This is a genomic window from Pseudaestuariivita atlantica (genome assembly GCF_001205715.1).
In the GTDB taxonomy this organism is placed as follows: Bacteria; Pseudomonadota; Alphaproteobacteria; order Rhodobacterales; family Rhodobacteraceae; genus Pseudaestuariivita; species Pseudaestuariivita atlantica.
The window spans coordinates 308,550-320,692 of record NZ_AQQZ01000004.1 but is presented as its reverse complement, the minus strand read 5'-3'; the positions used below and the strand labels follow the sequence as shown (position 1 = coordinate 320,692).

Sequence of the window (12,143 nt, the reverse complement as noted above, 5' to 3'; positions counted from 1 at the left end):
ATGTTTCACGTGAAACACTTTGATGTGGTTGTCATCGGGGGTGGGCACGCAGGGTCCGAAGCTGCGCATGCGTCCGCGCGCATGGGTGCAAACACCGCGTTGGTCACCATGCAGGAAAGCGATATCGGCGTCATGTCGTGCAACCCGGCAATCGGAGGGCTGGGCAAAGGCCACCTGGTGCGAGAAATCGATGCGATGGACGGAATACAAGCCCGCGTCGCTGACGCAGCCGGCATCCAGTTTCGCTTGCTTAATCGTCGCAAGGGGCCTGCCGTTCAGGGGCCACGTGCCCAAGCCGACCGCGCTTTATATCGCGCTGCTATGCAATCTACCTTGCGCGCTCAACCGAACCTGTCGCTGGTTTTCGGAGAGGTGGTGGACATCGTCATCACCGGGAATATCGTGACGGGCATCGTTCTTGCGGACGGATCGGAGCTCACCTGCAAGAAGCTGGTTCTGACTACCGGGACTTTCCTTGGCGGGATCGTGCACGTTGGGGATCGGAGTTTCGCTGCCGGTCGCATGGGTGACAAGCCGTCGAACCTGTTGGCGGAAAAATTGCGCGCGCTTGACCTGCCTGTGGGCCGCCTGAAAACAGGTACACCGCCGCGCCTTGATGGGACGACGATTGACTGGTCGGCGCTGGAACAGCAGCCGGGTGATGAGAACCCGACATTTTTCAGTTTTGCGACCCGGCAGCTGCAAGCACAGCAGGTGTCCTGCGGGATCACTCATACAAACATGGCGACCCACAAAATCATCGAAGCGAACCTGGCTCGCTCGGCGATGTATGGAGGGCATATCGACGGGATCGGCCCACGTTATTGCCCGTCTATCGAGGACAAGATCGTCAGGTTCCCCGACAAGACCTCCCATCAGATCTTCCTTGAGCCGGAAAGCCTGTCGAACGACGTGATTTATCCCAACGGGATTAGCACGTCGCTGCCGGAAGACGTGCAGGAAGCTTATGTTCACAGCATCGCGGGTCTTGAGAGCGCAAAAATCCTCCAACCCGGTTATGCCATCGAGTACGACTTTTTTGATCCAAGGAACCTGAAGACGTCCCTCGAACTTCCGCAGATCGAGGGTTTGTATTTCGCGGGTCAGATCAACGGGACGACGGGGTACGAGGAAGCGGCGGCTCAAGGGTTGGTTGCCGGTCTGAGTGCGGCGGCGACCGTTCAGGAACGCGATGGGCCGCGGTTCGATCGGACCAACAGCTATATTGGCGTCATGATCGACGATCTCGTCACTCGCGGCGTTTCCGAGCCCTACCGCATGTTTACGTCGCGCGCGGAGTTCCGCTTGTCATTGCGAGCGGACAACGCGGACCAGCGCCTGACCTCGATGGCGATCGCATTGGGTTGTGCGTCTGACGATCGAAAGATCATGTTCGAAGCTAAGATGGACAACCTTGAAGAAGGGCGGACGGTCCTTCAATCGACCGTCTTTTCACCCACGCAATTGCGGGCGGCCAATTTCAACGTCGCACTCGATGGCAACATGCGCTCGGCCTACGAGTTGCTGGCCACGCCAAACGTGGATCGCGAGGACGTCACACGTTTGTCGTCGGAGGTCGCCGCGCTGGAAGATGATGTGCTGTTCCAACTGGCGACCGACGCGCTTTATTCGAAATACATGGATCGCCAGGCAAGCGATATTCGCGCGCTTCAGAAAGACGAAGCAACCGTGATCCCTGAAGATTTCCGATTTTCTGATCTGGATGGAGTGTCCATGGAAATCCGGAATAAGCTCGAGAAGGTACGGCCGCAATCACTGGGGCAGGCGTCGAGGATGGAAGGCGTGACGCCTGCGGCGCTGCTTGTGATCCTTGCGGCGATAAAGCGGAGAGAGAAGCTCGCAGGATGACCGATGTTTCACGTGAAACACGCGAGGCGCTGGGAAAATATGCGGAGTTGGTGAGGAAATGGTCCCCAAGGATCAATCTGGTCGCCCCGTCCACGCTGCCCAACCTCGAAACACGCCACATCGCCGACTCGCTGCAAGTGTTTCACGTGAAACAAGGCCCTTGGCGCACTTGGGTCGATCTTGGATCAGGCGGCGGTTTTCCTGGAATCGTGGTTGCCATTGCGGGCAAGCACGAATTTCCGAGCGCGCGAGTCACGCTTGTTGAAAGCGACAAACGCAAGGCAACGTTCCTCCGCGCGGTGATACGAGAGCTTGATTTGCCCGCTGATGTGCTCTCCCAGCGTGTAGAACAGGTCAGGATTGATCCTCCGGACGTTCTGTCGGCACGGGCGCTGGCGCCGCTGCCCAAACTTCTCTCGATTGCGGAGCACCTGTTGGGCCCAGACACAACGTGCGTCTTTCCCAAGGGCAAAACATGGGAATCGGAGGTCGAAATGGCGTGTCAAGAATGGTCATTCGAACATGACGTGGTACAAAGCACCACATCCCCTGAAGCCGTGATTTTGCGCATCCGAAAGGTCTCACGTGTCTGATCCCTACACCTCGCACCCGCCCAAGATCATCGCTGTTGCGAACCAGAAGGGCGGCGTGGGCAAGACGACAAGTACGATCAACCTTGCTGCCGCTTTGGTGGAAGAAGGGAAACGCGTGCTGATCGTGGACCTTGATCCGCAAGGCAACGCGTCGACGGGCCTTGGCATTTCGCATGAGCAGCGCGATCGCACGACCTATGACCTTTTACTGGGTGATGTGCCCTTGGACGACGTGATCCAGGGGACATCGCTCGAAGATCTCGCCATTGTTCCGGCGACGGTCGATCTCAGTTCCGCAGATGTCGAGCTGATCGCGACCGAAAAACGCAGCCACATGCTGCACGATGCCCTGCGGCAACCGGCCATGGCGGAGTATGACCTCGACTTCATCCTGATCGACTGTCCGCCATCGCTGAACCTGTTGACCGTCAACGCGATGGTGGCCGCTCATTCGGTGCTCGTCCCGTTGCAGAGTGAATTTTTCGCGCTGGAAGGGTTGTCGCAACTGATGCTGACGGTGCGAGAGATCCGGGACACGGCCAATCCGGGCTTGAGGATCGAAGGCGTCGTGATGACGATGCACGATATGCGAAACAAGCTTTCGCAGCAGGTAGAGCAGGACGCGCGCGATACACTGGGTGACCTGGTGTTCAAAACCGTGATTCCACGCAATGTTCGGGTCAGTGAGGCACCGTCATTCGCGATGCCGGTGCTGGATTACGACACGTTGTCGAAAGGCGCGCAGGCATACAGGGCGCTTGCGCGTGAAATTCTTGAGCGAAACAACCGGCGCGTCGCGGCCTGAAACGGGGGGAGCAGACATGGCAGAGAAGAAACGAGGCTTGGGGCGCGGACTTTCAGCGCTGATGTCCGACGTCGATATGACACCTCGCGCCGACACCAAGCCGCGCGCGCCGGATTCGTTCCTGCCGATTGAAAAGGTGCATCCAAACCCGGACCAGCCGCGTCGTCAGTTCGACAAGGAGGCCCTGGAAGAGCTTGCCTCGTCTATCGAAGCGCGCGGCATCGTTCAGCCGCTGATCGTTCGGCCACATCCCCAGACCGAAGGGGATTACCAGATTGTCGCGGGTGAGCGGCGGTGGCGGGCGGCCCAGATCGCCAAGCTTCATGCGGTGCCGGTCGTTGTTCGGGAATTTGACGATCTCGAAGTGCTCGAGATCGCGATTATCGAGAATATTCAACGGTCTGACCTCAACCCGATCGAGGAAGCGGCAGGCTATCGCCAGCTTCTGGATCGCTTTGGGCACACGCAGGACCAGTTGGCGGAATCGCTGGGAAAAAGCCGCAGCCACATTGCCAATGCCATGCGTCTTTTGCAGCTTCCGACCGAGGTTCAGGAAATGGTGCAGGACGGCCGGTTGAGCGCCGGCCATGCCCGCGCGCTTATCACGACGGATGATCCGCTGGGACTGGCGCGGCAGGTCGTCGCCAAAGGCCTGTCGGTGCGCGAGACCGAGAAGTTGGCGAAAGGCGGATATGAGCCCAAAGCGCCGAAAGCGACACGCAGTGCGGAAAGCTCTGGTGAGAAGGATGCAGATACCAAGGCGCTCGAAGGCGATCTGTCTGCAAGCGTCGGAATGCCGGTCGACATCAGGCACAAACCCGGCACGGAAAGCGGGCAACTGACGATTTCGTACCGGTCACTGGATGAGCTGGACACCCTGTGCAGGATCCTTTCGATCACGCACTAGGGCGGGTCCAGATAAACACCAGCACGCAAAGCAGGGCGATCGCCTGAATGGCGAGGACCCAAGTCGCCACACCCAAAGCCAGCGAAATTGCGAAGACGATTGCAATTGACACCGTCGCCAACCGTTTCGCCGGGCGCGAAATGGCACCTTTTTCGCGCCAATCGTGGATCATCGGGCCGAAGGTGGCGTGGTTTTCCAGCCAGGCCTGCATGCGAGGCGAGCATTTGGCGAAACAAAACGCGGCGAGAAGAATGAAAGGTACCGTCGGTAGCAGGGGAAGCACCACGCCGAGTAAGCCAAGCGCCAAAGCTGTCAGTCCGGATGCGTACCAGACCGACTTCATCATCGCGCCAACAGCCGTCGCAAGATGTGATTGAGAACCTGCATCCCTGCGGGCGTCGCGGCGATCCGGTCCTTGTCCAGTATCAAGAGACCATCATCGACGAGCCCCCTCACCTTCGTCAGTTCAAGCGGATCCGGCGAGAGAGAAGCAAACCGAGATACAGAAACCCCGGAATAGAGCCGCATACCCATCAGCATCATTTCGTCGGCCTGCTCTTGCATCGTCAAGGCGTCGGTCGAACGCATGGACCTGCCGGATGACGCGGCATCGAGCCACTTGGCCGGAGATTTGGGCTCTACGGTCGCATACCGCGTACCGTCGCGCGTGATCCGGCCATGTGCACCGGGGCCGATCCCGGCATAATCACCGTATCTCCAGTAGATACCGTTGTGCCGCGATTCCGCGCCCGGTTTCGCATGGTTAGAGACTTCATAGGCCGGAAAACCATGGGCAGCGCAGGTGGCTTGTGTCGCTTCGAACATGTCGGCGCTCAGATCTTCGTCAGGCAATCCCTTCAGCCCGCCGCGCGCATGGCGATCGCCGAACGCGGTGCCGGATTCGATGGTCAGCTGGTAAAGAGACAGGTGATCGACCGCCATGGACAGTGCCTCGGACAGTTCATCTTCCCAAGCGGCCTTCGACTGGTCCTGGCGGGCATAGATCAGGTCAAAACTCACCCGGTCGAACACGTCGCGGGCGATATCAAAGGCGCGAAGGGCGTCGTCCCGTCCGTGAATGCGGCCAAGCTTGTGCAGATCGGGATCGTTCAGCGCCTGTATTCCCATTGACACGCGGTTTACGCCGGCTTCGGCAAAGGCCGCGAACCTCGCACGCTCGACCGAGCCAGGATTGGCTTCGAGCGTGATCTCGATATCGTTGGCCGGGGTCCAGGCGGTTGTTGCCGCCTCGATCACCGTGGCGACCGTTTCGGGCTGCATGAGGCTGGGGGTACCACCGCCGATATAGATCGAATTCAGGAGGCGAGGGCCAATTTCGTCTCTAACACGGGCGATTTCGGCCTTGTACGCGCTTGTCCATCGGTCGTGATCGATCCAGCGGGCGACATGGCTGTTGAAATCGCAATAGGGACACTTGGCTTCGCAATAGGGCCAGTGGACGTACAGCCCAAAGCCGCCGTTTTGCCAATCCTCAGCCAAAGCACCCGGCAATCAGCTTGGCGAAGGCGTCGGCGCGGTGGCTGATCTTGTTCTTTTCCCAGCGGTCCATTTCGCCGAACGTGATGTCGTACCCGTCAGGTTGGAAGATCGGATCGTATCCGTGACCCTGATCGCCGCGCATGGGCCAGACGACGCGACCGGGCATCACACCGGGAAACACCTCGTCATGTCCATCGGGCCACGCGAGGACCAGCGTGCAGCAAAACCGAGCGGTTCGTGGGTGGGGCGCATTGATCGCTTCGAGTTTGTCGTGGGTCTTTTTCATCGCCATGACGAAATCGCGTCCCTCTGGCGTTTCGGCCCAGTCGGCGGTGTAAACGCCGGGCGCGTTGCCAAGCGCATCAATTTCGATCCCGGAATCGTCCGACAAAGCGGGCAGTCCGGTTGCTTTTGCCGCCGCGTGCGCCTTGATCCGGGCATTTTCAACGAAGGTGGTGCCGTCTTCGACCGGTTCGGGCAGGTCGAATTCCTTTGCGCCCTTCACTGTGACGCCGTGCGGCTGGAACAGATGCGCCATCTCTTCCAGCTTGCCCTTGTTGTGGGTGGCGACGAGGAGCGTGCCCCCGTCAAACCGGCGCGTCATGCCGTGGCATCCTTCTGGATGGCGACCAGTTGATTGACGCCGGCCTCTGCCAGATCAAGAAGCTGGGTCATCTGGTCACGGGAAAAGGTCGCGCCCTCGGCCGACATCTGCACTTCGATCAACTGGCCCGCGCCGGTCATGATGAAGTTGCCGTCGACGCCCGCCTCGCTGTCCTCGGGGTAGTCGAGGTCAAGCACAGGCTGGCCCGCGTAAATCCCGCAGGACACCGCCGCAACGTGATCGGTCAGCGGATCGGTGACGATGGCGCCGGATTGCAGCAGCTTGTTCACCGCAAGACGCAGCGCGACCCAGCCACCCGTGATCGATGCGCAGCGGGTGCCGCCATCGGCCTGGATGACATCGCAATCGACGGTGATCTGCCGTTCGCCCAGCGCGTTGCGATCAACGCCCGCGCGCAGGGCCCGCCCGATCAGACGCTGGATTTCCACGGTGCGGCCGCCCTGTTTGCCCGCTGCCGCCTCCCGCCGCATGCGGGTATTGGTGGATCGGGGCAGCATCCCGTATTCCGCAGTGACCCAGCCCTGACCCGATCCCTTGATGAAGGGAGGCACGCGGTCTTCAAGCGTTGCGGTGCACAGGACATGCGTGTCGCCCACGCGGATCATGGAGGATCCCTCCGCATGTTTGGTCACACCAGTTTCAATTGTAACAGATCGCATTTCGCCAAGCTGGCGACCGGAAGGGCGCATGGAACTACTCCTTGGAGGGGTGATCGCTGGATACCGCCGCGGCCCATTGAAAGGCAAGGCTCATTGACCTTTGTTAAGGCGAAAGCCATCGTCACAGCGGAGGCGTGAATGAGCGAACAATCCCGTATTCTTTCGGACATGACCACGCGATCGCGTGAGGTCTTTCGGCGGGTCGTGGAATCCTACCTTGAAACGGGCGGTCCGGTCGGGTCCCGCACGTTGACGCGCGCCATGGATGAAAAGGTCAGCGCCGCCACGATCCGCAACGTGATGCAGGATCTTGAATACCTTGGGCTTCTCGACAGTCCGCATGTCAGCGCAGGACGGGTGCCGACGGAACTGGGGCTGCGGCTGTTCGTCGACGGGCTTCTCGAAACCGGGGACCTGCCCGACGACGAACGTCACGCCATCGAATCGTCGATGTCGTCCAACAGCCAGGACGTCAGCGACGTTCTGGACCAGGTCGGGCAGGCGTTGAGCGGATTGACGCATGGTGCGTCGCTGGTCCTGACGCCGAAACGGGAAGCACCGATCAAGCATATCGAATTTGTCAGCCTCAGCCCCGACCGGGCGCTTGTGGTGCTGGTATTCGCGGATGGATCGGTCGAAAACCGGTTGTTCACGCCGCCGGTCGGGCAAACCCCGTCTTCGATGCGGGAGGCGGCGAATTTCCTCAACGCGCTGATGCAGGGCCGCACGTTGTCAGACCTGCGGACGGTGATGAACCGCGAAATCGCGGCGCGGCGGCAGGAGATCGACAAGCTGGCGCAGGACCTGATCGATTCGGGCCTCGCCGCGTGGCAGACCGACGCCGACAATACCGACCGCCTGATCGTGCGGGGGCGTGCCAATCTTTTGGGCGAAGCAGGCGACATCGAACGCATCCGCACGCTGTTTGACGACCTTGAACGCAAGCGGGACATCGCCAAGTTTCTCGAACTGACGGACGAGGGCGATGGGGTGCGCATCTTCATCGGGTCAGAGAACAAACTTTTCTCACTTTCGGGTTCCTCTTTGGTGGTGTCTCCCTATATGAACGCGGATCGAAGGATTATCGGGGCCGTGGGCGTGATCGGACCGACGCGACTGAATTACGGACGCATCGTTCCAATCGTTGATTACACGGCTCAGCTGGTTGGGCGGATGGTGTCGGACCGGAATTAGAGGTGGAGCATGGGAAACCCGAAAGAAGACGAGTTTCTGGATGATGTTGCGGCAGCCGAGGCCGAGGAATACGTCGATGGAATCGACGAACTGGCGGTCGAGGAAGACGAGCTGGAATCGCTGAAAGCCGAACGCGACGATTTCAAGGACCGCTTCATGCGGGCGCTGGCGGACGCGGAAAACGTGCGCAAGCGCGCCCAGAAGGAACGCCGCGAGGCAGAGCAATATGGCGGCTCGAAACTCGCGCGCGATCTGCTGCCCGTGTACGACAACATGATCCGTGCCGTCTCGTCCGCGACTGACGAGCAAAAGGAAGTATCGGCCGCGCTGATCGAAGGGGTCGAGCTGACGATGCGAGAGCTGATCAACGTGTTCAAGAAACACGGGATCGAGCCTGTTCAGCCGCAAGTGGGCGACAAGTTCGACCCGCAACTGCACGAAGCGATGTTCGAGGCACCCGTTCCGGGCACCAAGGCCGGGGAAATCATCCAGGTTTCCGCCGATGGCTTCCTGCTGCACGACCGGCTGTTGCGCCCGGCGCAGGTAGGCGTGTCGTCCTTCACGGGCTGACAGTCGTCAGGATGTGTCCTTTAGCGCGTCTTTCAGGTCGTAAAGGGCCTGAAGCGCCTCGCGCGGGGTGAGCGTGTCCGGGTCAATCCCTGCCAGAAGGTCATCGGTTTTCGACTTGGTGGGCGAAGGCGCAGGTGTCGCCGCGACCGAGAATAGCGGCAGGTCGTCGATCAACGCCTTGGGACGGACTCCGCCTTCCCGCTCACCCTGTTCCAGCGCCTCCAGCACGATCCGCGCACGCTCGACGACGCTGGGCGGAAGGCCGGCAAGCTTCGCCACCTGCACGCCATAGGATCGGTCCGCTGCGCCCTTGCGCACCTCGTGCAGAAAGATCACGTCGCCCTCCCATTCCTTGACCGCCACGGTCGCGTTTTCGACGCCGCCCAGCTTGTCAGCCAGTGCGGTGAGTTCATGGTAATGCGTTGCGAACAAGGCGCGGCAGCGGTTGGCGTCGTGCAGGTGTTCCAGCGTGGCCCATGCGATCGACAGCCCGTCATAGGTTGCCGTCCCGCGCCCGATCTCGTCAAGGATGACGAGCGCGGCCTCGTCCGCCTGGTTCAGGATGGCGGCGGTTTCCACCATTTCGACCATGAAGGTCGACCGCCCGCGCGCCAGGTCGTCCGACGCGCCGACGCGGGAAAACAGCTGGCTCACAAGTCCGATCCGCGCCGACTTGGCCGGGACGTAACTTCCCATCTGCGCCAGAAGGGCGATCAATGCGTTCTGGCGCAGGAAGGTCGACTTACCCGCCATGTTCGGCCCGGTCAGAAGCCAGACCGCGCCATTATCAGTCTCTGTTAGCGCGCAATCGTTGGCGATGAACGGGTCGCCCGTCTGCGACAAGGCCGCCTCAACCACCGGGTGCCGCCCGCCTTCGACCTCGAACGCGCGGGAGGAGTCGAGTGTGGGACGGCACCAGTCAAGATCGCGCGCCAGGTCGGCAAGGGCGGCGGACAGATCGATATCCGCAAGCGCCTGCGCGGTCAGGCCAAGCGACGGCGCAGCGTCCAGAATTGCAGCTTTCAGGCTGGAATAGAGCCGCATCTCGATATCGAGCGCATGCGCCCCCGCGTTCAGGATCCGCGTCTCCATCTCGCTGAGGGGGACGGTGGTGAACCGCACCTGGTTGGCCGTGGTCTGCCGGTGGATGAAAGTTTCCGACAACGGGGCCGACATCATCTTTTCCGCGTGGGTCGCGGTGGTTTCGATGAAGTAACCCAGCACGTTGTTGTGCTTGATCTTGAGAGAGGAAATTCCGGTTTCGTCCCTGTATTCACCCTCCATCCGCGCGATCACGCTACGGCCCTCGTCCCGCAAGGTGCGCGCTTCATCCAGATCGGCATCGTGGCCCGGTGCGATGAACCCGCCGTCACGCGCCAACAAGGGAGGCTCGGCAACAAGCGCGGCATCCAGAAGTGCGTGCAGCGTCTCGTGGCCTGTCAGGTTGGCGACGTGATCCTTCAGGGCGGGCGGCAGGTCACGGCCCTGGCACAGGGATGCGAGGGCTTCCGCCTGTTCCAATGCGGCGCGGATCGCCGTCATGTCGCGCGGGCCGCCACGGTCCAGCGACAACCGCGACAGGGCGCGGTCGATATCGGGCACCTTGCGCAGCGCATCGCGGAGGTCAGTGCAGAAGGTTACATCCGTAACCAGAAGGTCCACCGCATCGAGCCGATCGCTGATCGTGCCCATGTCCCGCGAGGGGCTCGACAATCGCCGTTCCAGCAGTCTTGCGCCCGCCGAGGTCACGGTGCGGTCAATCGTGGCAAGAAGCGATCCGGCGCGGCCACCAGACAGGCTTTGAGTCAATTCAAGGTTACGGCGCGTTGCGGCATCGATCTGCATGAAGGCCGCACCCGCCTCCCGCACCGGCGGACGCAACAGCGGGACCTGACCTTTCTGGGTGATGTCGATGTAATCGACGAGCGCACCCATCGCCGAAGCCTCGGCCCGGTCAAAGGTGCCAAACGCTTCGAGGGAGGCAACGCCAAGCGCGCTGCAGACCCGCCCCGGCGCGGCGGTGCTATCGAACGCCGCGCGGCTGTGCAGCGTCGGTGCCGCTCCGGCCTCGGCCACGAGGTCCTGCACCTGCAAATCGGCGTCCTGGGCAAGGATCACCTCTGCCGGGCGCAGGCGGGCCAGTTCCGGGCCAAGCCGGACGGAGGGCAAGGGCATGACGTGGAATGCGCCGGTCGAGATATCGACCCACGCGAGCGCCGCCGCGTCGCGGATCTGGGCGAAGGCGGCCAGATAGTTGTGGCGGCGCGGTTCTAGCAGCGAGTCCTCGGTCAGCGTGCCGGGGGTGACCAGCCGCACGACCTCGCGCCTTACGACGGCCTTGTAGCCGCGTTTCTTCGCCTCCGCCGGGCTTTCCATCTGCTCGCACACGGCGACGCGAAAGCCCTTGCGGATCAGGGTCAGGAGGTAGCCTTCGGCGGCGTGCACCGGGACACCGCACATCGGGATATCGGCCCCGTCATGCTTGCCGCGTTTCGTCAGCGCGATGTCGAGCGCGGCAGAAGCCGCCACGGCATCATCGAAGAACAACTCGTAGAAATCGCCCATCCGGTAGAACAAAAGCGCCTGCGGATAGGCGCTTTTGATCTCAAGATATTGCGCCATCATCGGCGTGACGGTTTGCGCGCTCACCACTTCCCCCCGGTGTTGGGATGCAACACTAAGGGGGCAGCGACCGGGGCGAAAGACCCTGTTTGGGCCGCAATTGCATCACTTGGCGAAAGCCGCCGCGTCTCCCCACAGTTCCAGCACCCGCTGGTCGCGTCCGCAGGCGGTGCGATAGCGTTTGTAGGCGTCCGATTTCCTGCGGATGCCAAAGCGGGTGAAGATGCGGTCGGAGCTTTTGTAGTAGTCCTGATGATAGTCTTCGGCGGGATAGAAGGTCGCTGCGGGCAGGATCGGGGTGACGATGTCCTGGCCAAGCTCCGCCTCGGCTTGCGCCCTGACGCCTTTGGCGGCGTCGGTCTGTTCCGGAGTGGCGAAGATGGCGGTGCGATAGCTGTTGCCCCTGTCGCAGAATTGCCCGTTTGCATCGGTCGGATCGATCGAGCGGAAGAAGAGCGACAACAGCTGGTCGGCAGAGACGATTTCGGGATCGAACGTGATCTCGACAACCTCGTAGTGGCCCGTATCGCTGCCCGTGACCTGCTTGTAGGTCGGGTTTTCGGTCCGCCCGCCGGCAAACCCGCTGACGACCTCGGACACGCCATCGACCTGTTCGAAATCGGCCTCGACGCACCAGAAACAGCCACCCGCGACGGTGAGCGTTTCGGCCTGTGACGCGCCAAGCGGCAGGGTCAGTCCCAAGACAACTGTCAGCGCGGTCAGATTGAACTTGAACATCGCAAAGTCCTTTCGCAGAGAACGGGGAGACCGGATCACGACACCGCCCTTGCACTCAAGA

Annotated in this window: 12 protein-coding genes; 6 read left to right on the top strand and 6 right to left on the bottom strand. The window is 61.3% G+C overall.

What is annotated here, in order from left to right; all coding sequences use genetic code 11:
- Genes mnmG through ATO11_RS10915 form a run of 4 tightly spaced genes read left to right on the top strand, consistent with a single transcriptional unit; the run spans position 1 to position 4,174 of the window.
- On the top strand, positions 1-1,869 hold the full coding sequence (mnmG, locus tag ATO11_RS10930) for a tRNA uridine-5-carboxymethylaminomethyl(34) synthesis enzyme MnmG (protein WP_050530898.1): 1,869 nt from the start codon (positions 1-3) through the stop codon (positions 1,867-1,869).
- A complete protein-coding gene (gene rsmG, locus ATO11_RS10925; RefSeq protein WP_050530897.1) occupies positions 1,866-2,462 on the top strand; it encodes a 16S rRNA (guanine(527)-N(7))-methyltransferase RsmG in 597 nt (198 codons plus the stop codon). The genes mnmG and rsmG overlap by 4 nt, the downstream gene beginning before the upstream one ends.
- On the top strand, positions 2,455-3,267 hold the full coding sequence (locus ATO11_RS10920) for a ParA family protein (RefSeq protein WP_050530896.1): 813 nt from the start codon (positions 2,455-2,457) through the stop codon (positions 3,265-3,267). The genes rsmG and ATO11_RS10920 overlap by 8 nt, the downstream gene beginning before the upstream one ends.
- Before the next feature lie 16 nt (positions 3,268-3,283).
- Positions 3,284-4,174: a ParB/RepB/Spo0J family partition protein gene (locus tag ATO11_RS10915; RefSeq protein WP_050530895.1), complete on the top strand. Its 891-nt coding sequence runs from the start codon at positions 3,284-3,286 to the stop codon at positions 4,172-4,174.
- Here the strand turns inward: ATO11_RS10915 and ATO11_RS10910 are convergent.
- Genes ATO11_RS10910 through rph form a run of 4 tightly spaced genes read right to left on the bottom strand, consistent with a single transcriptional unit; the run spans position 4,164 to position 6,988 of the window.
- A complete protein-coding gene (locus ATO11_RS10910; RefSeq protein WP_050531107.1) occupies positions 4,164-4,517 on the bottom strand; it encodes a YbaN family protein in 354 nt (117 codons plus the stop codon). The two genes, ATO11_RS10915 and ATO11_RS10910, sit on opposite strands and share 11 nt — an antisense overlap.
- Entirely contained in the window at positions 4,517-5,674 is a 1,158-nt protein-coding gene (hemW, locus tag ATO11_RS10905; RefSeq protein ID WP_050530894.1) for a radical SAM family heme chaperone HemW, read from the bottom strand. The genes ATO11_RS10910 and hemW overlap by 1 nt, the downstream gene beginning before the upstream one ends.
- Positions 5,667-6,278, bottom strand: coding sequence for an RdgB/HAM1 family non-canonical purine NTP pyrophosphatase (gene rdgB / locus ATO11_RS10900; protein ID WP_050530893.1), 612 nt, complete (start codon positions 6,276-6,278; stop codon positions 5,667-5,669). Before rdgB ends, hemW begins: the two co-directional genes overlap by 8 nt.
- Complete coding sequence (gene rph / locus ATO11_RS10895; protein WP_050530892.1) at positions 6,275-6,988, bottom strand: ribonuclease PH; 714 nt, start codon at positions 6,986-6,988, stop codon at positions 6,275-6,277. Before rph ends, rdgB begins: the two co-directional genes overlap by 4 nt.
- Positions 6,989-7,096: 108 nt before the next feature.
- Between rph and hrcA the strand changes: the two genes are divergently transcribed.
- Together hrcA and ATO11_RS10885 are read left to right on the top strand one after the other, a co-directional pair.
- Entirely contained in the window at positions 7,097-8,152 is a 1,056-nt protein-coding gene (hrcA, locus tag ATO11_RS10890; protein ID WP_050530891.1) for a heat-inducible transcriptional repressor HrcA, read from the top strand.
- 9 nt (positions 8,153-8,161) lie between these two features.
- Positions 8,162-8,722, top strand: a complete 561-nt coding sequence (locus ATO11_RS10885; protein ID WP_050530890.1) for a nucleotide exchange factor GrpE — start codon at positions 8,162-8,164, stop codon at positions 8,720-8,722.
- A gap of 6 nt (positions 8,723-8,728) precedes the next feature.
- Here the strand turns inward: ATO11_RS10885 and mutS are convergent, their stop codons facing one another.
- Both mutS and msrA read right to left on the bottom strand, forming a co-directional pair.
- Positions 8,729-11,347 carry a DNA mismatch repair protein MutS gene (mutS, locus tag ATO11_RS10880; protein WP_050531106.1) on the bottom strand — a complete coding sequence of 873 codons (2,619 nt, stop codon included), beginning with the start codon at positions 11,345-11,347 and terminating at the stop codon, positions 8,729-8,731.
- A 102-nt stretch (positions 11,348-11,449) separates the two neighbouring features.
- Complete coding sequence (gene msrA, locus ATO11_RS10875) at positions 11,450-12,082, bottom strand: peptide-methionine (S)-S-oxide reductase MsrA (RefSeq protein WP_050530889.1); 633 nt, start codon at positions 12,080-12,082, stop codon at positions 11,450-11,452.
- Between the last annotated feature and the right edge of the window lie 61 nt (positions 12,083-12,143).

Excerpts from the sequence above, each read along its gene's own strand:
- mnmG (WP_050530898.1), top strand. The coding sequence starts at position 1 with ATGTTTCACGTGAAACACTTTGATGTGGTTGTCATCGGGGGTGGGCAC.
- rsmG (WP_050530897.1), top strand. The coding sequence starts at position 1,866 with ATGACCGATGTTTCACGTGAAACACGCGAGGCGCTGGGAAAATATGCG.
- ATO11_RS10915 (WP_050530895.1), top strand. The coding sequence starts at position 3,284 with ATGGCAGAGAAGAAACGAGGCTTGGGGCGCGGACTTTCAGCGCTGATG.
- ATO11_RS10910 (WP_050531107.1), bottom strand. The coding sequence starts at position 4,517 with ATGAAGTCGGTCTGGTACGCATCCGGACTGACAGCTTTGGCGCTTGGC.
- rdgB (WP_050530893.1), bottom strand. The coding sequence starts at position 6,278 with ATGACGCGCCGGTTTGACGGGGGCACGCTCCTCGTCGCCACCCACAAC.
- rph (WP_050530892.1), bottom strand. The coding sequence starts at position 6,988 with ATGCGCCCTTCCGGTCGCCAGCTTGGCGAAATGCGATCTGTTACAATT.
- hrcA (WP_050530891.1), top strand. The coding sequence starts at position 7,097 with ATGAGCGAACAATCCCGTATTCTTTCGGACATGACCACGCGATCGCGT.
- ATO11_RS10885 (WP_050530890.1), top strand. The coding sequence starts at position 8,162 with ATGGGAAACCCGAAAGAAGACGAGTTTCTGGATGATGTTGCGGCAGCC.
- mutS (WP_050531106.1), bottom strand. The coding sequence starts at position 11,347 with ATGATGGCGCAATATCTTGAGATCAAAAGCGCCTATCCGCAGGCGCTT.
- msrA (WP_050530889.1), bottom strand. The coding sequence starts at position 12,082 with ATGTTCAAGTTCAATCTGACCGCGCTGACAGTTGTCTTGGGACTGACC.